This is a genomic window from Dendronalium phyllosphericum CENA369 (assembly GCF_016056275.1).
GTDB lineage: Bacteria > Cyanobacteriota > Cyanobacteriia > Cyanobacteriales > Nostocaceae > Dendronalium > Dendronalium phyllosphericum.
The window spans coordinates 131,193-153,685 of record NZ_JAECZA010000012.1; the positions used below are offsets into that span (position 1 = coordinate 131,193).

Annotated in this window: 14 protein-coding genes; 3 read left to right on the top strand and 11 right to left on the bottom strand. The window is 40.7% G+C overall.

Going from position 1 to position 22,493, the window contains the following annotated elements:
* Positions 1-230: 230 nt before the first annotated feature.
* On the top strand, positions 231-746 hold the full coding sequence (locus tag I8752_RS05210) for a GNAT family N-acetyltransferase (RefSeq protein WP_214431264.1): 516 nt from the start codon (positions 231-233) through the stop codon (positions 744-746).
* A 209-nt stretch (positions 747-955) separates the two neighbouring features.
* On the opposite strand, the gene I8752_RS05215 is transcribed toward I8752_RS05210, so the two are convergent.
* The 9 genes from I8752_RS05215 to I8752_RS05255 all read right to left on the bottom strand — a co-directional run bounded on the left by I8752_RS05215 (position 956) and on the right by I8752_RS05255 (position 14,092).
* The gene (locus tag I8752_RS05215) at positions 956-3,481 is read right to left on the bottom strand and encodes a cyclic nucleotide-binding domain-containing protein (protein WP_214431265.1); all 2,526 of its coding nucleotides are present in this window, start codon (positions 3,479-3,481) and stop codon (positions 956-958) included.
* Between the two features lie 179 nt (positions 3,482-3,660).
* Positions 3,661-4,035: a DUF1877 family protein gene (locus tag I8752_RS05220; protein ID WP_214431266.1), complete on the bottom strand. Its 375-nt coding sequence runs from the start codon at positions 4,033-4,035 to the stop codon at positions 3,661-3,663.
* Positions 4,036-4,216: 181 nt separating this feature from the next.
* Positions 4,217-4,477: a hypothetical protein gene (locus tag I8752_RS05225; RefSeq protein ID WP_214431267.1), complete on the bottom strand. Its 261-nt coding sequence runs from the start codon at positions 4,475-4,477 to the stop codon at positions 4,217-4,219.
* Positions 4,478-4,554: 77 nt separating this feature from the next.
* Positions 4,555-5,748 (bottom strand): MFS transporter, encoded by a 1,194-nt coding sequence (locus I8752_RS05230; protein WP_214431268.1) that lies wholly within the window; start codon positions 5,746-5,748, stop codon positions 4,555-4,557.
* A gap of 233 nt (positions 5,749-5,981) precedes the next feature.
* A complete protein-coding gene (locus I8752_RS38340; protein WP_214431269.1) occupies positions 5,982-6,695 on the bottom strand; it encodes a rubrerythrin family protein in 714 nt (237 codons plus the stop codon).
* A gap of 505 nt (positions 6,696-7,200) precedes the next feature.
* Entirely contained in the window at positions 7,201-7,941 is a 741-nt protein-coding gene (locus I8752_RS05240; RefSeq protein ID WP_214431270.1) for an SDR family oxidoreductase, read from the bottom strand.
* Positions 7,942-8,092: 151 nt separating this feature from the next.
* Positions 8,093-11,269: an efflux RND transporter permease subunit gene (locus I8752_RS05245; RefSeq protein WP_214431271.1), complete on the bottom strand. Its 3,177-nt coding sequence runs from the start codon at positions 11,267-11,269 to the stop codon at positions 8,093-8,095.
* Positions 11,270-11,341: 72 nt separating this feature from the next.
* Positions 11,342-12,658: an efflux RND transporter periplasmic adaptor subunit gene (locus I8752_RS05250; RefSeq protein WP_214431272.1), complete on the bottom strand. Its 1,317-nt coding sequence runs from the start codon at positions 12,656-12,658 to the stop codon at positions 11,342-11,344.
* 489 nt (positions 12,659-13,147) lie between these two features.
* Positions 13,148-14,092 (bottom strand): LysR substrate-binding domain-containing protein, encoded by a 945-nt coding sequence (locus I8752_RS05255; protein WP_214431273.1) that lies wholly within the window; start codon positions 14,090-14,092, stop codon positions 13,148-13,150.
* A 315-nt stretch (positions 14,093-14,407) separates the two neighbouring features.
* Between I8752_RS05255 and I8752_RS05260 the strand changes: the two genes are divergently transcribed.
* Both I8752_RS05260 and I8752_RS05265 read left to right on the top strand, forming a co-directional pair.
* Entirely contained in the window at positions 14,408-15,079 is a 672-nt protein-coding gene (locus I8752_RS05260; protein ID WP_214431274.1) for a cadmium resistance transporter, read from the top strand.
* A 366-nt stretch (positions 15,080-15,445) separates the two neighbouring features.
* Positions 15,446-16,000: a YidH family protein gene (locus tag I8752_RS05265; protein ID WP_318780813.1), complete on the top strand. Its 555-nt coding sequence runs from the start codon at positions 15,446-15,448 to the stop codon at positions 15,998-16,000.
* A 422-nt stretch (positions 16,001-16,422) separates the two neighbouring features.
* Here the strand turns inward: I8752_RS05265 and I8752_RS05270 are convergent, their stop codons facing one another.
* Both I8752_RS05270 and I8752_RS05275 read right to left on the bottom strand, forming a co-directional pair.
* Positions 16,423-17,091 (bottom strand): PEP-CTERM sorting domain-containing protein, encoded by a 669-nt coding sequence (locus I8752_RS05270; RefSeq protein WP_214431275.1) that lies wholly within the window; start codon positions 17,089-17,091, stop codon positions 16,423-16,425.
* 93 nt (positions 17,092-17,184) lie between these two features.
* Positions 17,185-22,125, bottom strand: a complete 4,941-nt coding sequence (locus I8752_RS05275) for a pre-peptidase C-terminal domain-containing protein (protein WP_214431276.1) — start codon at positions 22,123-22,125, stop codon at positions 17,185-17,187.
* Positions 22,126-22,493: the final 368 nt, after the last annotated feature.

Below are 22,493 nucleotides of genomic sequence, written 5' to 3' on the forward strand. Positions count from 1 at the left end.
GTTGACTGTGGACAGTTAATTATCAGCAGTCAATTAACCTCATAAGCAATCGTACAATTTCAAAACGTAATAGTTTAGAACAATATCTTTGAGCAATGAACGAGAGAAAAGTATGTTGCTTTACCAATCTATTGTCAAGCACCTGTGATAATTGCAAGAGGGCACAAAACTACTAGCCCAAATGCTGTATTATCTTTGAATATTTTCTCCATTTTTCCTAAACGGCAGCGATGATTATCCGCCATGCAACTGAAACTGATTTGCCTGCCATTGTGGCAATTTACAATGCTGCCGTTCCCAGCCGCATGGCAACTGCTGATTTAGAACCAGTATCCGTGGAAAGCCGCCTTGCTTGGTTTCATGGGCGATCGCCTTCACAACGCCCACTTTGGGTAATCGAAGTAGAGGGAGTAATTGCTGGGTGGCTGAGTTTTCAAACATTCTATGGCCGACCAGCCTATAGTAAAACTGCCGAAATTAGTATTTATATTGCCCCTGCTTTCCGTCGCTGTAGCTTGGGAAAGCAACTTCTGGCGCAAGCGATTCAAGAAAGTCCGAGATTGGGTCTAAAAACCTTAGTAGGATTCATTTTTGCTCACAATCAGCCCAGTTTGAAACTTTTTGAAACGTTTGGTTTTCAAGCTTGGGGGCATTTGCCCAGAATCGGAGAACTTGACGGTGTGGAACGAGACTTAATAATTATGGGACTGAGAGTTAGCGAACAGAATGCCTCTTATAGACCATAAACCGAATGGCACTAAGTTACGCGCAAACCCTTGATATCAGTGGCTTTTGGGTGTGGGGTGTGGGGTGTAGGGTGTGGGGTACTCTGAAGAAGTAACCTCTGTTTTACCCCTAACAAATGAATATTTATTAACACTACACCCGTTGCGTCACCCCCAACGCTGTCAACAGTCAACAACTTTAAGCGGAATAATTTATTTTTTGGAGTTCCCTAAGACACAATGATTGCCCACATACTAACACCCAAAGCGATCGCTGCTAAATGTTGCCAAAGCATAGTTTTTAATGGTTGGTGCGTAATTTTTTGAGTTAACACTATCGTTAACAGTACTGAGAAAATTAGCGTTGTCCCTTGCAAAAAAGACATCACAGCGGGATGTGCCACTAATATTGGCAACTGTTCGCCACTCAAGCCAAAGGTAGCAAACGTCACAGGCAAAATTCGTCCGCCTTCACCCAAGCCTAAGCGCAGGTAGTGAGCTAAATTACCTCCCAACACCAATGGTAAATAGCCATAGGCAAGTTCTACAAATCGCCGAGGCTTACGCCCAAATTGAATTAGTTGCATTAAGCCATATGCCACAAATGTGACAGTTGCCGGAATCATCAAAGCTAGCAGCGATAATCCTAAATGTTGCCAAAAATTAGTTAAATTTAGTTGCAACCCCAACGCAGATAAGATTTCTGGTAAGCGATGCAGATATACTCCACCTAACAGCAAAAACAACAATGCTACTTCATAGGTGCGAGGTACATGAGTTGTCCACAATTCAATGCCAGGGGGACGCAAATTAAACTCGACGGAACGGTGGGGACAAGCTTTCAGACAAGTCATGCACAACACGCAATCTCTGTTATCTTCCAACTGTGCGGGGTGAGAGTACAAAGGACATCCATTAGTTTCCATACCTTCGCCTTTTTGCGGCCCGCCTTTGTAACACTGGTAAGTGGTGCAGCTGGCAGAACAGATACCTTGTTGCGCCCGAAGTTCGGTCATGGAGAGTTTAGCAAATAAACCATTCATACCACCAATGGGACAGAGATAGCGACACCAAAACCGTCGCTCAAAAAGAGCAGAGAAAATCATCGCCCCAGCAGTAATTAATAGCAGCAAACAAGCGCTCAGATAGGCGGTGTCTTCTAAATGCCAGAGTTCTTCCCATAAGAAAATCAACGTAAATAGCCCAAATACAAACCAGCCGCCCCATTTCTCGGCTTTTTCTCTCGGCCAGCGCTTGAGTTTTCTCGGCCACAGCCATAGCGAAAGCTTTTGCGTAATTTCCCCGTAAATCATGAAGGGACAGACAGCACACCACACACGACCTAAGAAGGGAAAGAGAAATAAGAAGAAAGGCCACCACCAAGCCCAAAATAGATTTAATGCAAAATTGCGATCGCGTGTTTGCGGGCCGATAAATAACACGCCAACAAGAATAGCAAAAGCTGCGACAGTGAAACCATAGTTAATGCGATCGGGCCACCAAGAACTCCGCAAAAACCGCCGCAACTGGGGATAAGCATTCAACAAATTGACGCGAAAGTGCTTTTTCTTGCTGTTGGCTGACCAAAAAATTTCTTCTGTGAGTTCTCGTCTTTCTCCAGCTTGCACAATCGCCCGTTCCACCAAGTTTTTCAACTCTTTGAGATTCCCAGGGAAATCATAAGACTGCAAGCGGCGCACAGCTTCTGGTGTGATATACGGTTTTGGCAGACCTCTAGCTCGAACGTAAAGACTGGTGTAATATTCTACCTGGGCTTGAATATCAGTTTTGCGTACCCGCAGCGGTGGCACTTTGATAATATGACCGACACAGCGTTCAATTGTCGCTTGGGTTTTTTCGGAAACAATGAGAATTCTGGCTTGAGTGAGGCGAGGTTCGGCGGCTGGCTCTCCGGGACGAGTAACAGGGGTGTATTTGCCCGTCTTGAGCAACTGCTCCATAGACGGTAATAATTCTGTGGGCAAATCTTGGATGTTGTTGAGAATTAAGCTACCTTCTCCCAACCATTCCAAAAGTCCTGGTTTACCGCCAGCACGACCAAATAAATCTGCGCCGCTAGTTTGCAGAATCCCACAGTTGACTTTAATAATTGGTTGTCGTCGATAGGGAGAACCGTAGTGAATCAGGGCGGCGATATTATCTTTTTCTAAGCCTGGTTCCCCAAAAATATCTACAGACTTGCGGTCATTAGCGGCTTCTCGAATTTGCTCTCGCAGACGCACGGCGTAACGACTTGTACCAATGATTCCCCGTTGTGCTTTCGTGACTAAATATGGTCGCAAAGCTACAGAACGTTCTTGTTCGTAAGATAAAGCAGATGTTACCTGAGCTAATTCTTGAGCCAATTGCCGAGAAAAAGCTTGAGTAATTTCAGAGTATTGGCTAACTAAGTCACGAAATTTAGCCGCAGGTATAAACCAGAAGTGACATTCTGTGACAGCGGTAATTGTGAATTCGGCTAACTCATCTAAGAGTAATTCCTTGAGGTGAATAACTGAGCCAGGAAGGAACCCACGAGCAAAAGCTGGGTTACTTTGATTGTTATTATCGCTTTCGAGTTGACCTTCTACAAGAATGTAAAGTGCTTCTGGGGAAGTACCTTCGCTAACTAGAGTTTTGTGGGCTGGCACAACTTGTTCTTCGATCGCGCTAGCGATCGCATCTAAAACCTCAGGTGAGAGAATTCCTAAAGTCGTGCGTTCTTGTAGCCATTTAACTATGTCTGGAGATGTCATTGTGCGTTCTCCGTTCAGGCTGCTGTATAAAAGGATTATCCCTGAAAGCAATGTCAAAAGAGCTGCCTAATGAATTTATCGGATCTGCCTAATCTCTGGGTTCCCTTGGTACTTCTAGGTTTAATCGTGCTAGCGGCTGTGTTTTTCAGTCGCAGCAGTTGATCTGCTCCAGTCTAAGATTATGTCAGATAAAGCAGTAGTGCCTTATTTTGTCTGGCAGCACTTTGGTAATAATCAACAATTTCGTTGTAATAATCCGTCATCCATTCCAACATTTCTTCATCAGACCAGTCAATCCAAGGTATTGGTTCTGGCTTCTGAGATTCTCGGATAAAACGATTTTGGAAACCCTCTTGTGAAAGTTCTAATAACCCATCAAGAATTTGTTCAACTTCATCGCCTGGTTCTAGATACCGTATGGGGCCATAACCCGTTTCATAACCAATTTCTTTTCCAGCGCCAAAAGCATTAACTAAAGGCAAACCATCCCATGCAGAATTTTTTATTACTATAAATGGCAGAAAATCTTTTTTATATCCTTTCTCTACAATCAATTCGGGAATTTTCCCTTGATATTTATCATAATAGCTTGGAATATACCCAGCTAATAAAGATGTAGCATAATAGCTTGGAACATATCCAGCTAATAAAAATGTTACTTCTTGCCAAGATTTGTGTAAATCTAGTTCGGGGGTTTCCCACTCAGCGAGGAACTTTTTTTCTAGAACCTGCCAATCATAAATTATGCTTCCATTTTTGACGCTTTCCAGGAATCAACCAACTTAAACCTTTACTTTCTGGCAGTTGACCGAAGCGCGCTTTCACTTCTTGTTTCGTTTTTTCAGCAGGTTCTGCTGGCCAATAACTTGCTCGTTGCCAAAACGCAGATTCTGGCAACCATTGAGCATCAAAAAAAGCATTTGTAAGAAGTGGGTCTTCTCTAAGTAAATCAAGTGTTAAACCAGAAATTTGCTTAATTTGACCTGTAATTCCCATACAAATTTATTGGAATACTTAAAAAATATTCTAACCAGAATATAGCTAATGCAAACATTATAATTTATCCAGATTAATCAAATGTAAATGCAATACCTAAATACAAAAGATATTAGAATTGCAAAACCCACTCCTACATAAAATACACTATTAATTCCTCCCAAAACGAAGACTATACCCATCAAGAGTGGGCCTAAAGTTTGCCCTAATCCTAAAAATGTCCTATTTATAGATAAAATTGTTGTCAGATATTCTTTTGGTGCTAAATTAGCTAAAAGTGTTTGAATACTATGCAAACTAATACCCAAACCAATGCCAAAAATTGTAGTGGAAATTAAGAGAAACCAGACATTAGGCATTAAGGGAACAATCAACATAGCTAAAACATCCAAAATAAAAGATGCTTGAACTAAAGTTTGAGGCTTAAATCTTTTATTTAATTTTCCCAACTGAGAGGATGTAATTATAATTGCTACAGAAATACTGGAAAGTAATATACCAATTATGGCGGGTGAGGCTTGGAAAATATCATTAATTAATTGTGGTAAGTAAGTTATGTAAGCACCATAAAGAAGAACAAAATTACCAGTACTGACAATGAATAATCCGAATAATTTACGATTTTTGAGAACTTTTGCTGCATTACCTAAATCAACTTGGCGATTGCGATCGCTTTTTAATTCGGGATTATGAAGTGTGAATAAAACCAACAATCCAATGGGAATTGCCACTACAGGTAGCATAAACGGATAATACCAACCCATAGTTGCCAATGCACCGCCAATCGTTGGATAAATAGCTGTACCGACATTAGTAATACTGCCACTGTAGCTCATTACAGTAGTACGTCTATCTTTTGTATACAAATCATTAATCAAAGTAAAACTAAGAGAAAGCAAAGAGGCAGCACCGATGCCTTGGATAAAACGCAAACATAGTAACAGATTAAAGTTACGAGAAAAGGCACAAGCTATACCAGCAATACCATATAAAAATAGTGAAGTAACAATAAATTTTTTTCTGCCCCATCTATCAGCAAGGATACCAATAACAGGGACTAAAACAACAGCAGGAAAAGTGAAAGTTGAAATTAACAAACCAACATCACTGGGATTTACTTTCAATTCTTTCGCAAGGCTAGGGAAAGCTGGAGTTATGCTAGAAACACCGAGAACAGCAATCAAAGCGATTGTACAAATAATCTGAAAATTCAGCTCTAGATATATTGGTTTGCGCTGCTCAAATTGACTTTTTTCTTCTATTGGATTCATAAAATTACCCTGTTTATAGCAGTCTAGAATAATTTGTGAAACTTGCAAAGCTCTCTATTTTTCTCTTTTCCTTGGCGTTCTTAGCAGTATCCTGCGGTAAGCCGCTTTGCGTCTCCGATAAACAAATCTTCTCACGACTCAAACAGAATTACTATATGAATATACAAAAACGCAAAGCAACTAAGGAGTTACTTTGCGTTTCATTACTCAAAATTACGACTTACGAATTAGTATTAGGCTGCGGCTTTTTCTTCCAGTGGTTTAAAAGTCTTTTTACTAGCACCGCAGATCGGACAATACCAATCATCAGGAATTTCTGCAAAAGGCGTTCCAGGTGCAATTCCCGAATCAGGATCGCCAGTTACAGGATCGTAAATCATGCTGCATTGTCTGCAAATCCATTTCTGAGTTTGAGGATCGTTACCCGCAACTCTGGTTGTTTCTTTTCCCCCATTTAATACTTCTAAAGCTTCAGCATAGCGATCGGCGTGGTAATTTTCGATGAATTTTAACAAGCCAAAACGATGTGCAGCGTTACGAAATGTAGTTGCATGTTCGGTAGATTCTTGAGCTTGTTTTAAAAATTCTTCTACAGCTGGATTATCGCGATCGCGTTGAGCAGCAGCAGCAAATTCTGGATACATTGTGGTGTACTCATAAGTTTCACCTTCAATGGCCAAAGATAAGCAGCGAGAAGCAATTTCACGTTTTTGTTCGTCAGTTAAACTTGCTGCATCTTCTATCACAAGTTCTGGATGCAGTAATCTAAAATGTGCAAAAGCATGTTCAGTTTCTTGTTCTGCTGTTTCTTTAAAAAGTTTCGCTAAGTCTGTAAATCCCAGTTTACGCGCTACGTCAGCAAAAAACAGATACTTGCGATTTGCCATCGATTCACCACCGAAGGCAGCTTCTAAGTTTTGCAGTGTAGTAAAGTTTGATAAATCCATGATATTGTTGTCAGTAACGTGATTTGTGCCTGGAAAAATACAGAGTTTCAAAACAGGTATATAAGCAAAGTAACTCATTGTTTTTCAAGTTTTTATACCTTGATATATCCGTTTTGTATAGCTGTTAAGCTAATTATAAATCCGAAAATATATCGTTGAGTGTTGATTGTCAACAGTCTAATCGAGTCCATGTGCAATTTTTATATAGAACAGCTTATCAACTAATAGATATCTGTAATTACTTTGCTATCTCAATTATTAAGCTTTGATACTAAATAATGCAGCATGAAAAAGTCCTAAAGGGTTAGGACTTAAATAAAAATTTTCAATTTTTCTGTATTATTTAGTCTGAAAAAGTCAGATCCCGAAATTTGAAGCAGGGGGAGCAGGGGGACGCGGTGATGAGGGGGATGAGAGGGATGAGGGAGATGAGGAGAATAACTTCCGACCTCCGACTTCTGCCTTTTGACAACTAACAACTGACAACTAACTCCTGCTTCTCAAATCAGGCTATTCCCCCATTGACGCGGATATTTTGCCCAGTTATCCATCGTGCTTCGTCGCTGGCGAGAAATGCCACTACATTAGCGATTTCTTGAACATCTCCCAGTCTACTAAACGCTGCCATATTGGCTAAACGGTCAATTTGTTCTTGTGTCTTGCCTTCTCGAAACAATTCTGTATCTGTAGGGCCAGGAGAAATAACATTGACAGCGATTTTCTTGCAACCCAATTCTTTAGCAAGTACTCGCGTAATTTGTTCGACAGCACCTTTGGTGGCCACATAAGCACTATAAGTAGGCAACATCATCGCTGTGGTTGATGAGGAAAAGTTGATAATCCTTCCACCTTCTGCCATGTGTAGCGCAGCTTGTTGACAAGTAAAATAAGTGCCTTTGACATTAACGGCATAAATATTGTCAAAATCTGCTTCTGTAGTTTCAGTAATTGGTTTATAGAAAGCAATTCCGGCATTATTCACTAAAATGTCAACCTTGCCAAAGCGTTTAATAGTTTCCTCAAACAGCCGTTGAATATCTGCTACTTTGCTCACATCTGCTTGTACAGCGATCGCTTCTACTCCCAACTTCTCGATTTCTGCAACAACTTCTTGTGCTTTAGTTGCGTTACCCGCATAGTTAACGACAACAGACGCACCGTTACCTGCTAATTTCAGGGCGATCGCTCGTCCAATACCCCGCGATGCACCAGTAACAATTGCAACCTTTTCTGTTAAAGCTGCCATAGATTCACCCAGTTTTACTTTGGTTAACTAAATAAAAAATAGAAGCCAAGAACTAGGAAAATATTTTAACTCTTGTACAGACGCGATTTATCGCGTCTATACTCCTAATTTTTGTACAGACGCGATTAATCGCGTCTCTACTCCTAACTTCTCACCGATGGCTAGCAGAAGGGACTTTTCCATCATGACTAGAATCAGCCAATTGAGGCTTGCGGCGCGGCCGCAAGCGATCGCGGATGGTGTTAACCAGGATATACAACACTGGCACAATAAATAAACTCAATAAGGTAGAGACCAACATTCCACCAAAAACAGCAGTACCTAGAGATTGTCTGCTACCTGCGCCAGCGCCTTCAGCATTTACCAATGGCAAAATACCCAAGATAAAAGCGAAGGAAGTCATCAGAATTGGCCGCAAGCGTTCTTCGGCTGCTTGCACTGCTGCTTTGGTAATTGAAAGTCCTTGTTCGCGCAGTTGGTTGGCAAATTCTACAATCAAAATTGCGTTCTTACTTGCCAAACCAATCAGCATTACCAAACCAACTTGACAAAAGATATCGTTATTTAAACCCCGCAACGACTGTGCTGATAGCGCTCCCAAGATAGCCAAGGGCACAGCCAACATAATAATCAAGGGGTCAAAGTAATTTTCGTACTGAGCTGCCAATACTAAGAAAACGAAGACAAGTCCCAAGCCAAATATCAGGGGTGCTAGACCGCCGGATGATTGTTCTTCAGCGGAGATTCCCGACCATTCATAACCGAAACTTTGCGGCAAAACCTGCTGTGCAGATCGCTGCATTGCTTCAATTGCTTGACCGGAACTGTAGCCAGGAGCCGCCGAGCCGGTGATTTCTATCGAACGGAACAAATTATAGTGGTTAATTGTTTGCGCTCCAGTGGTTGGAGTGACTTTCACTAAATTGCTCAGAGGAATCATTTGATTAGTGGCAGAGCGAACGTACAAGCGACCGATATCTTCTGGGTTGGAGCGAAACTTAGCGTCTGCTTGCACATAGACGCGGTAAGTGCGTTGCTCTAAATTAAAATCGTTGACGTATCGGGAACCCAAGTAACTTTGGAGGGTATTGAAGACATCCTGTACAGATACTTGCAAGGCTTCGGCTCTGTTGCGATCTACTTGAATCAACAGTTGAGGTGTATTCGCAGCAAAAGTACTAAATACAGGTTTTTGCAATTCTGGTGACTGATTGGCACGTCCGAGTAACTGACCCATGAGTTGCACCATGGTATCTAAGGAGTTGTTGCCTTGTCTGTCTTGTAATTCAAATTGGAAGCCGCCAAAACTTCCCAAACCCCGAATTGCTGGGGGATTAACTGGTAATACTCTTGCTTCGGTAATTCCTGAGACTTTTTTCTGTAAATTGGCGATAATTCCCTGTGCTGAGTGACTATGTTCTTTACGTTCATCCCAAGGTTTGAGTGTTGTAAAAATCGCACCGTTATTAGCACTGTTGCCACTAAAACCAAAGCCACCGATGGCAAAAGTACCTACGACTTCTGGCAATTTCAGAATTTCTTTTTCCACCTGGCTCATGACATTGCTGGTGTAGTTGAGTGAAGTTCCTTCTGGCCCTTGAATAATAGTGATGAAATAGCCTTGGTCTTCATCAGGGAAAAATGCAGAAGGTACGCGGGTGTAAAGCCAACCCGTCAGTCCTAAAGACACTACAAACAGTAATAAGACAATTCCTTTGAAACGATTTAAACGAAGCAGCGATCGCTCGTATTTATTCCGCGTCCAATCTACACCGTTATTAAACTTTCCAAACAGCCAACCCAGCCAACCACGCGGTTTTTGCCCCCGACGTAGCAGCAGTGCTGACAGGGAAGGACTCAAAGTTAAAGCGAGAAAGGTTGAGATGGCGATCGAGAAGGCGATCGTTAATGCAAATTGTTTGTATATCTGTCCGGTAGCACCAGGAAAAAAGGCAACGGGAACGAACACCGCCATTAGCACCAAGGAAGTGGCAACCACTGCCCCAGTTAGTTCGCGCATGGACTCGGATGCTGCCTGACGCGGCGACATTCCTTCATCTTCAATCAAGCGAGAGATATTTTCAACGACGATAATCGCATCATCGACCACTAGTCCGGTGGCGAGAGTTAAACCAAACAAAGTCAGAGTATTGATGGAAAACCCAAAGACCTTAACGAAGGCAAATGTCCCAATCAATGCCAGAGGAATTACAATTACCGGAATCAGGGTGGTGCGCCAATCCTGCAAGAAAATATAAATGACTATGACTACAAGGACGATCGCCTCAAACAACGTCTTGACAACTTCCGAAAGAGATGCTGTCACAAACAAAGTTGTGTCAAACGCTACTTGATATTTCATTCCTGGCGGAAATTTTTGTGCTAGTTGCGCTATTTCCGCTTTCACTGCTTTGGCAACGTTTAAAGCATTACTTCCTGGTGTGGTAAATATACCAACACCCACGCCGTCTTGACCTCTAAATCGCAGGAATGTGTTGTAATTTTCTGCTCCTAGTTCGGCTCGGCCGACATCTTTGAGCTTGATTAGGCTACCATCGGTACTTGCTTTAATTACTAAATCCTCAAATTCTGGGACTTCCGTAAGTCTGCCGACGGCTCGCAAGTCGATTTGATACATTTGATCGGATGCCGATGGTTGCTGACCGATTTGCCCAGCCCCTACCTGCAAGTTTTGGGCGTTGAGAGCATCGATCACATCTTGGGCAGTCAAGCTGCGACTGGCAAGGCGATTGGGGTCGAGCCACAAACGCATGGCATAACGACGTTCGCCAAAAATTCGCGCTTCACCTACACCGTTGATTCTTTTGAGAGCATCTATTAAATAGAGGTCGGCGTAGTTGCTCAAAAATACGTTGCTATACTTTTGGTTATCGCTGTATAGCCCGATCGCTAACAAGATATCGTTGGATTGCTTGCTAACTGTTACCCCAGTTTGCTGCACTGGTTGCGGCAGTTGTGGTTCAGCCAGCGACACGCGATTTTGCACGTCAACTGCTGCAATATCTTTGTTACGGGAAGCGTCAAATGTGACTGTAATCGTACTGCTACCACTATTGCTACTGCTCGAAGTCATGTATTTCATGCCTTCGACACCGTTAATCTGTCGTTCCAAAATTGTCGTAACTGTGTTTTCTACGACTTCGGCACTAGCACCAACGTAGTTAGCAGTGACGTTAACTTGAGTCGGGCTGATTTCTGGATACTGCGTTGTGGGAAGTGTCGGAATACTGATTGCCCCCACGAGCAGAATGACTATGGCGCAGACACTGGTAAAAACAGGTCGCTTAATAAAGAAGTCAACAAACATAGGGTAATGGCAGTGGTTATTGGGTACTGGGCATTGGGTATTGGGTATCAGGTATCCTAATCCCTGTCCCTACTAAGACTCAGGATTGATGGGAACTCCATCTCTGAGATTCAATAATCCTGAGGTAATGATTTTTTCTCCTGGTTCTAATCCTTCCAGTACTTGGTAATTATTACCCGTGATATTGCCTAGCTTCACTGGCTTTTGCTTGGCTACTAGTTGAGACTTTCCATCTGATGATTTCTGTGTAGCGGTAACGTAGACGAAATTTTCCCCAGCCACTCGCGCCACAGCAGTTGTTGGGATTAGTACACCTGGACGTTGACTAAATATGACTTTAGCCTGGACGTACCCATCTGCTTGTAACTGACCTCTAGCGTTATCGTATAGAGCGATTATCAATATTGTTTGATTGTTATTAGTCGCTGTCGGAGAAATAAAAGATACCCTGGTGGTAGCGATATTACGCCCTTGGGCATCCATTAACTGTACTAGCGTTCCTTTACGTACTTGGGATGCGCGTTCAAGTGGTACAGAGATGTTTACTTCTAATGGTCGGTTTTGAGTGACACTTACTAACTGTGTGGAAGTATTGACAAAGTCGCCTATTTTAACCGGAAAGTCGCCAACTATGCCAGCAAAAGGAGCTGTAATTCTGTAGTACTGCAACTGGACTTTTTGCTGATTAGTATTAGCCAAGGCTTGTTGTACGGCTTTTTGTGCTTGGGAGACAGAAGCTTGCTGCGCTTTGATTTTGGCTTCGTTAGCATTATAAGCAGCTCTTGCTGTCGCTAGCTTATTTGCATACTGATCCCTAATTTGTACGGCTACGGCTCCTTGAGCAGCCAGATCGGCATAACGCTGGTAATCCTGCTGGTTCAATTTCAAATCTGCAAGGAAAGATTGTCTATCTGCTTCAAAGGATCTTAAATTAGCTTGGGCATTTGCTAGTTGCGATCGCGCCGCTTGTGCGGCAGCATCAATACTGTTAACTGCGGCTTGCTGTTCTCTTGGATCTATTTGAATAATTGGATCTCCCGTTTTAACCACAGTTCCCGACTTGACAAATATCTGAGTCACCTGACCTTCAATTCTCGGTTGCAAGGTAACTGAACGGCGCGACACTAGCCTACCGATATATATTCCGCTCTCTTCTATCTGACCCGCTTGTACTGTAGCTACCTTGACCGTTGCTGCTTGCGGTTGACTATTAGCAGTTGTCGGTGTTTTATGCGGAGCAAGCAAATACCAAGCGATCGCTCCTCCACCCCCTATAAGTAGTATTAAAGCTATCAATAACCGAAGCCACCGCCGTTTTTTCGGAGGTGGCTCGTATGAGGTTTGTGAAATACTGTCTCTAAACTCTGTTTGTGGCTCAGGGGATGTCATGGCTTACAAGCGACCTAAGAACAACTTAAAAAATTAACTAGTTAATAACAACTGAATCAGGATTTTCAATTATAAATTACTGATTTAGTATGAAGTACTGCGACAAATTGTATGGTATTCATTCAGATAAATATACAGCCTCAGAGATTTTCTACAATCTACCCAAAGGTGAGTTGATGTAAATATAGTTTACAAATCAAGCGATACTATTGTCTTTTCAAATATTGCGTAAAATATTCTAATATTGCTATTATTAAATATTTGTAATTAAGAAATACACAACAAACTTCATCGGCTATTGGGCTGACAAATTGCATCATTCACACTTTTCGCAAAAGCTTTCAGGGAACTCCAAAAAAGAAATTATCCAATTTCTAAACTTGATTACGACTTTTTCTCCCCTGTTAAGAGTTCCCTGCGTTCAAAGCGATACAATATTTTTTTATGTAGTTCACTTTGTTATAACATGATACTTCTAACAATTTAGTATCAGGGTAAATTATGTGCAGATGAGAGCAACATTTGCTCAAAAGCTTTGGATAGTGCTGTTTGAAACCGCTGCCGATGCTTTAACTTGAAAAAAGGTCGTACTATTTCTGCGATCGCACTACAGCCGTCTCTATTATCAATCACTTTAATTGCCCGTAAAGTCCCAAGTTGTATTTCTTTTTTAACCATCAACTCCGAAATTCCAATTGCACCTACACTATTCTCAATAGCTGCTTTTGTCATTTCTCCACTGTTAAAAACTAAAATGACATTCAGTTCGCCCAGATTAATACCCCAATTTTGTAAGGCTTCTTCAAACCTTTGCTGAGTTCCAGAACCAGGTTCTCGCATTACCCAAGGAGTTTGAGTTAGTTGCGTTAACTCAATTTCTCCCCGCTCAAACCAAGGGTGAGTTTGACCGACAACAATTTCTAAGCGATCGCTTCCCACAATTTCGTACTCTAGAGTATTCTGAAGCGCTGGCTTAATATCTCCTTCCACCAAGCCCAAATCAAATTGTCCCATTGCTGTACCGATACAAATCTCTTCGGTATTAGCAAGAGTGCAGTCAATCTGGATATGAGGATATTGACTTTTAAACTTGCTAATTTTGCTTGGCAGCCAATAGTTACCAATTGTCAAACTCGATCCTAACTTCAATTCGCCTCGTTGCAGATTATTCAATTCGCGCAATCCTCGTTCTGTCAAAGAGACTTGATCGAGAATTTTTTGGGCTTCCACTTGTAGTAACTTGCCAGCTTCCGCAATCTCAATATGGCGACCAATCCGATGGAACAGTTTTACTCCGTATTCTTGCTCTAAGTTGTGGATTGCTGCACTGACGGCAGGTTGGGTGATATAAAGCTCTTCCGCTGCACGGGTAAAGTGTAGATGTTCTGCCACGGTAATAAAGATTTTTAGCTGCTCAAGCGTCATCCCTGCCATTTAAAGTGTCCTAAAAAACTAGTGTCAAAATTTAATCACTTACATTTATCATTTTGACAAAAAAAAGCATTTGATTCTATCAATTAGGTCGCCTAAAGTATAAATCAAGCCTTCAGCACTCGGCCAAACGGCTAAGGCAGAGATTGTAAATTCCAATTAAGCGAAAAAGCGATCGCTCGCAAATACCTTCAGAGAGTTCTAAAAAACCTCTCCTCCAAGCTTTATTCAACACAACCAAGCACTTGACGCTATCCAGGTGTCTGCGGTAAAGGCTTTGCATAACAGCGATCGCAAAGGCAATTAAAGGAGATAAATATGAATAGTTGGTTGATTAGTACAATAATTATTGGGATTTCTGCTGCTTTTGCCACCACATTTGACGACAATTTATATTTGACAGCTTTTTTTGGAAAAGTCAACCGCACTTTTCGAGCTAGACATATTGTTCTCGGTGAATTTGTTGGATTCACTGCATTAGTAATGGCTAGTCTCCCTGGCTTTTTAGGCGGTCTAATTCTTCCAGAAGCTTGGATTGGATTGCTGGGATTCTTACCAATCGCTATTGGGATTAGTCATCTCTTAAGTAAAGAAGAAGAAACAGCAGTGCAAACTGTCTCAGTTGACGTAACTCCTGCTAAATCTCAGCTCCGCAAAAGATCGCTCTTGGCAACTCTGCGCGATCCCCAAACCTATCGCGTTTCCGCAGTCACCATTGCCAATGGAGGAAACAACATCGGAATTTACGTACCGTTGTTTGCTAGTAGCAATCTCCCAAGCTTAGGGGTAATTTTGTGTGTTTGCTATATGACTGTTGGAGTCTGGTGCTTCCTTTCTTACAACTTAACTCGTAATCCTCTCATGGCTCCTGTTCTGGCTCGCTATGGTCGCAAAGTCTTCCCTTTTGTGTTGATCTGGGTAGGATTCTCCATTCTCATGAAAAGTGGCTCATTTCAACTTTTACCTAGTCTGGCAATGTTTTCCCATTAAGCGAATCGGCTGATACCAATATAGGATTAGAGATTGAAAGTTTTTCTAAAAATACTATTGTAAAAATCTTAAATAATACTACCTATCCTGATTGGTATCTTGCAAATAATCAATGTTGATATAGTTATTGTGCCATTAATCAATTTCACAAAGTAAATATTTTGAATTTTTCGCAACTCATATATCATTTTGTATTTATCCTTAATAGTTAATAATAAAAAATAAATTTTGCCATCAAATTTTATACTAAGTTATTTAGATATTCATTTTAACTAATTTAAAAATCAACAAATTTTTCTAAAACCTCTGAAATTTATATTTTGGCTGGTTTTTGGAATATTAACTATACTTAATTTTTTAAAAAAAATGAACAAACGTATTAAGTATAAGTCGGTAATAAAACTATCTCAGTGGATAGAAATTATCTGGAGAGAGATTTGCTATTACCTTGGTATTATTTTGAGAGAGGCTTCATCGGGAATAAGGGTGTTATTGATGCAGTTGTTAAAACCTACAGAAGAAGATAAGGATAAGAAAAAGTCAGGACGATTGAATCCGTCACGAATACGAGATCACTTAGCTAATGAGCGCACTTACCTCGCTTGGATGCGAACTGCGATCGCTCTTTTAGGTTTTGGTGTCGTTATTGTACGTCTACGTGCCTTCCAAGTACCCCTAGTACCTCGTCCTGGCACTGGCTGGAAGTTAGGCTTAGTCTTCTCACTAGTGGGTTTGATTACAGTGTGGCTCTCAACGGCACACTATTTCGCCGTTCGCCGTGATATTGAAGAAGACACCTATGAACCTACAGACCGTTGGGTACTCTTGTTCAGTCTCGCCATCATGATTCTGGGTGCTGGGGTAGTTTATTTTGTCTTTACGAGTCCTTTAGACCCATTAAGTCCAGTGATACCTGAGTAATTTTTGGCTCATAGTTATTATTTATTAACCCAAAGTTACCGTAAAACTTATTATGTAACAAGATAAAAATTTTACCCTCTTTGATGTACTCTCAGAGGGTTTTTCGCAATTCATCTGTCTGAGAGATACAAGTTCAAACAAAACGAAAGTAGTTATCGTTAAGACTTAGACCTGTAATACCGTTTCTTTATGAGGCTGCGCTAAATTTCTTTAGCTGTTTCTTTGTGTACTTTGCGTCCTTTGCGGTTCGTTATATCATTCAGCGCATCTTCACACAGAATTGGTATAACTCCTCTTACAACAGCAATGAGTACGCCTATTTCTAGAATAATAGACAGCAGGGAACAAGGTTAAAAATCTTTCGGTATATGGCTTTGTTCTTAAAATTTGTACCTTATTCACCTGCAATCTGCTGTATATACTTATGCGTTGTGGTAAATTTTCAAAACATGTTTTCTTTTTAACATAACTCCAAACCCGCCTGCCAAAATAGAACCGAGTGTAGTTAAAGGTTCGGGGACTGGTTGACCGTTGTTTGTCAGTGAAGCATTTGTTACCGACAATGTTGAAGAGCCAATGCTATCAATTACATCGATAACACCGATGCCTACGTTATAAGTGCCGGCTGTTGCGAAGGTATAGCTAAAAGAAGAATTTGCGGTTAGAGGAATAACTGAGTTGCTAACCGTCACAAAAGCGCGATCGCTAGAGAAAGTATCGTAGGTTAACAAGGAATAGTCGAAACTGATAACATCTCCAGCCAGAACATTAAAAGCTTTCTTGATGGCAGAACCTTCGGTAGCATCAAGACCGAGGTCTCCTGAGTTGAGACCTAAAAAAGTTTCTAAGGAGTTAATGTAAGTTGGATCGTTACCTGAGACATTGTAGTTAGAAGCATCATCACTACCATCAGCGAAGGCATTTGTGAGAGTCGCTTGATTTGGAACTGTGACAACATCACCTGACTTGTCCCAACTGCTCAAATCAATGCTGGCAGCAAAAGAGGGGGAAATAACAGTAAAGCCGCTTAAGCCAAATAAGCTGAAGACTATAGCCTTGTGAATTTTTTGTTTGATAGTTGTAGCCAACATATTAAACTCCTACAGTTAAATTAGAACAGGTTGTGTGTAGATATAAGTCTTTTTATCCCCTCCAAGTTTTGCTCTGGAGAGTAAAGAAAAGCCCTAAAATACGAAGTTGCTGGGGCTATTAAGGGTATCTGGATTTGTTAATTTCACTGTGATAAAAGGTCTGAAGATGTCACCAGTAGCGAGTCCATCAGTGTCAATTTGCACGCTGAAGTTATTTGCACTAGTACCCTGTACAACTTTCACATAGCCATCAGCTATGGCATTAGTGCCGTTGTAGCCTCCCGTGACTAGGCTATCGAGCAGTTGAGTCAAGACAATATTATCTTTGCCAACTTCAAAATCAGTAATTGTGTCCCCGCGATCGCGGATGTTAGTGTAGACAAATTGGTCATTACCGCCTCCGCTTGTAAGTTTATCCGCACCTTGTAAGCCGATGATGCGGTCATTGCTGGAGGTGCCAGTAAGTTCGTCACGTCCTGATGTACCCGTGATTTCAGCTTCATTAACAACATCTAAGATAACTGAAGTGAAATCATCCTCATTGGGATTATTGTTATTAGGAGTAGAATCAGGATCTCCCTCATCAACAGCAATCACTTCAGCAGTGTTGGTGATAGATTGTCCTGAGCTAACGTTTGCAGTAATTTTGAGGCTAACATCTTCATTAGGTGGCATATTCCCGACAGTCCATATCCCTGTATTGCTGTCGTAGCTTCCTAAATCTGCGGACGCAGAAACAAAACTTAATGCTCCTGGTAAAATATCTTGTACTTTGATAACAGTAGCTGTGCCAGGGCCTTTATTAGTCAAGGTTAAGGTTAAGGTAACTTGATCTCCTATGCGAGGATTAGAATTACTAACTATTTGAGTTAATTCGAGGTCTGCATTAGGAGGCGTTATTGAATTGACAGTTTTTGTGCTGACCAGAAAATTGTTAGATAGGTTGTAATCATATTCACTGCTAGTAACGTTAGTTTTACTTAAAAGGTAACCTGAAGAGAAAGTGCCAAGAGTCAAATTCACTGTTGCACTTTCTCCACTATTGAGAGTTCCTAAGTTAGCTGTCACAACACTATTGTTCACGCTAACAGGATTTGTATTGCCAGTGTTGATGAAACCCGAACCGATGAAAGTACCAGGGTTAGCTGAACTTAAACCTGTATCGAAAGCTTGGGAAATTGTATCGTTAGGTTCACTTAAAGTAACTTGATTACTAAAATTACCACTGCCGACGCTAACATTAAGTGTGTAAGTGCCAGAAGTATAACCATATCCAGTGGGCGAACCTGTAAAGGGATCGTAGTAGAAATCATAGTAGCTGCTTACCCCAACATAATAAGTTTGAGCAGAACTAGCAGTGAAGTCTATATAAGAGTCTGTTGAAAAGCTTTCACCAGGAGCCGGATTGTTATCACTTACAGCGACTTGATTTCCAGAAGAGTCAAATAGTCGTAAAGCTGAGTCTAATCCAGAGCCAAATTCATTAGCATCAAGATCGATGGTGACTTGATCGCCTGAATTCAATTGAAACTTAAGGAAATCTAAATAGTTTAGAGGACGAGGGGGAACTATGGTTGTTGCTGAGACAACATTAACCCCAGATGGCAAATTTTCGGTAAGGGTTACATTGTTTGCCGTACTAGGGCCGTTATTAGTAACAGTCAGAGTATAAGTGTACTGCTCACCTAGATCGACTGCTCCTGTACTATCAGTTCTCGTTAATGACAGGTCACTGCCAACCGCATTAGTAGGCGTAAGAGATAAATTGTAGTTAGTGTCACCTTCATACTGATCTACCCGAACATAGTAAGTCCCTGCTGCTAAAGCACTAATATCGATAACTTCAGCATCAGATCCTTCCAACTCAGAGGTACTAATGATTTCATTAGAGTCAATTGTTCCATCATTGTTGCTATCTTGAGCAAGTTCTAGGTCAGCATCCGCAGCTAGACCATTGAGTTCTATTCTTAACCCACTGACATTAGCAAGACTAAAACGATAAAAATCTTCAGGATCGACATTGCCGACAAAATCACTAAAATTGGATGCGCTATTGAGAGAGCCAATATTTAAAGCTGTGCTTGGCGTACTTCCTGCTTGATCTGGCGGGATGATTGCTGTCGTTGCTGATAGGTTGAGGTTGTAGTCTGTATTGCCACTGTTGCGAGAGAGCCAGACATAGTAAGTTCCCGCCACTAACCCATTGATATTAATTGCTTCTGGTTCATTACTCTCAGCGTCTGATACGGCAATTATTTCATCGAAGTCAATGACTCCATTATTGTTAATATCTTGCCCCAGAGTAGCAACTAAATCTCCTTGATCTAATCCACTAACTTCCAGACTAAAATCGCTTACGGTAGTAATTTTAAAGCGATAGTAGTCATCTGGATCGACTTTACCAATAAAATCAGTCCGGGTTAAACTGCCACTGAGGATTCCTAAATCCTGAGCATTATTAGGAGTATTACCCGCATTGTCTGGGGGAACTGGCAACGGGGGAACAGTTAAAGTCAGGTTGTAATTGGTGTCTCCACTTTTTTGAAATACTCGTAGATAATATATCCCTTCATCAAGATTAGGTAGGTTAATAGTTTCAGATTCGTTGCCTGATTTTGTTGAACTTGCAATTACTTCACCATTTTGACGAATACCATCTTCACTAAAGTCTTGAAATAGTTCAACATCTACATCCCCAGATAACCCATCTAGTAAGAGATTAAAATCTCTCGGAGTAGTAAAATAGCCTTCTTCACCTTGCAGACTTCCGATAACAAAATTATAATATTGCTCTGTATTGGTTGTATTAATACTACCAGATAGATATTGGCTGTTTTCTAAATTGCCAATATCTATAATGTTAGGAAAGGCATTCGTTTCAATAATGTTTGTGAAAAATGGACTAGCAATATTAAGAGAATTACTACTTACAGAAAATCCATTAAATGGTAGACTTTGATTTATTGATGGAGAACTCTGGGGAATAGGAATTTCAAAATGGATATGATCGAAATGAGGGTTAGCGTAACGGATAACTCCAGTATCAAAAAATCTAGGATCGTTGTAAAAAATTCGGGGAGATTCAGAAAAAGCATCAAGAAGTTCTTGTACTTCTTCTTCGGTTTGTGAAAAAACAAACAAGTTAGCATTATGTATAGCAGTAACTTTTGCTTTTTGATCTAGTTTTGGATTAACAAGATCCTTAGTTCTAATGCCATTGGCAAGATCAGATGGAATATTTGGATTGCCGATTCTGTAAGTATTTCCATCTCTTACGACAAATCCACCTCCCAGTGCCGCAACGTAAGAAACGCCGTTTACTCCAATAGATTTGAAAAAATAGCTACCAGGTATATCATCTATATCAATACTTCTCCCCCCATCATGAGTACTACTGGGATTACCAATGCCATTTTTTTGGGATACTCCTGTAGATTTCAAGTTACGATTTAGTGTTGACGTACCTAATTGAAGAAATTCCCCAGTATTATCTGTTCCATAAAACCTTTGACTCTGATTTGATTCTGGTGGAAAATCGAGATTTGAAATAGCACCACGCAATAAATTCCACTCTGGGGCATTAGCAGAATTTATAAATTTTTTGAAGGATTTGTCATCCTGCTGTGCAATTCTTTTTCTTGCTGAAGCAATTTCAGGTCGTACTGTAATATTAAATAGTTTTTTAGCCCAAGATAATTCATTGCCATCGTCTTGCCCGTTGACAGTTAGGGCTGCACCAGAATTTTGAGGAAAACCAAGATAAGCTAATCGCTGCTCTTGCCGATAAACATCCAGTTTGTTAGTACCAAAAGTTACCGTATTATCGGTTACTAAAGGCCCTTGTAAAGGAGCACCAGTAGAAAACCCATCAGTAATATTAAATTTGATAGGAATCTTAATATTACCATTAGTCATCGTTAAGGTACTTTCGCCCAAACCAGCATCATCCCTTGCTTGATCAAATTGAAGGAGAGTTCCGGCTAATGTAGGAACAAAATAAAATTTCCCAGTTTTAAGATCATCCTGAAAATTATCAACATTTTCGGCAACTTCGCCTCTACTATTACTGTTGCTTTCTAGCCCAAATCCATTAGGGTCTAATCCTGCATCCTGAATTGAAATTCCTCGCTTTACAAATTCTTTCAATAAATCAACTTCAATTACATCACCTAAAAAACCATCAATAGTTATTTCAAGTGGCAGTGTTTCTACATTAAAATCCCACGCAGTCCCCTCATTGGGAGCCGTTACTTTTATTGTTAATTCATCGGAATTTTTTTTAAGGATGATATGTTCTCCACTTTCACCACCACTTTGAAGACCGACATTTCCTACAATCCGCTTATCCTCATAAAGAATTTGAAATTCATCAGGAATTGAATAGTTTTGCCAGGAAAATTTCACTAAGGTAAGCTCAGATTCAAGAGGAAGTGAATAAACAAATGGAGTTGTTTGTTGACCTCCACTTTCTTGAATGCGTGCCTGCTCAATTTCAATAACTTGACCATTTATTGTAACAGTGGCAGTATCATCCCTAGTCTTCAATTGCTGTATTTGTTCTTCGCTTAAAACCTGTCCCTGCACTAAAGCTGAAAAAATCGCTCCCTCATCTCCCGGTGCATCGCTACTATTTAATGCAGCATCCACACGATGACCGTATTCTTCTAGCAGAATCGAGGCGATCGCTTCTGGTTTGACTTCCTTGAGGCTAAGAAATTCTTCAGACAGATAAATCCGGTTAGTCGCTACAGCATAAGCTCCCTTTGCTCCATTAATCTCTGTCCCTGAGACAATCTCAATTTGGGGAAAGTTGCTCACATCACCAGCTAGCCAAGCTCTCTGCAAAGGTTCTGTTACTATACCTTCTCCAAACGCTAATACCATGTTATGGCTGAATTTCGTATCACTGGCAAAGACTTGTAACCGCTTTTGTACTAAGAGGAAGGCTTGTTCTAGAGTTCCAAAAATTTCTGGGTTGAGGGTTAGAGTCGATTCTATAAGTAAGTTGTTGCTGAGGATGCGAGTTTTACTCATGTCTATAAGTCTTTTTTTGTTTAAAGGGTGAGAATAGTCAAGGGAAATCGAGGAGGCGATCGCTGATGCTTCAACCCCCTTCAGCTACTGAAGTTTTTTCAATTACCTATCACTTTTTAAAAGACAGTGGCTTACTCTCCGACTGATAGCAAGAATTTTTCTTCAATCACCCTTCGGAAAGTTTTCAATTTACCTTGCCTTTTCTGAATTAATTACTGTATGTGCTGTAGCTATTCATTCTAATAAATTACTACATTTAAGTAATTATACTAAAATTTATTTACCATACATTTAGCAAATCTAGTTAAATTTACTATCCATGTTCATCAAACCTTTACAGAGTTCAGTAAATTTACTAACAAAACTTT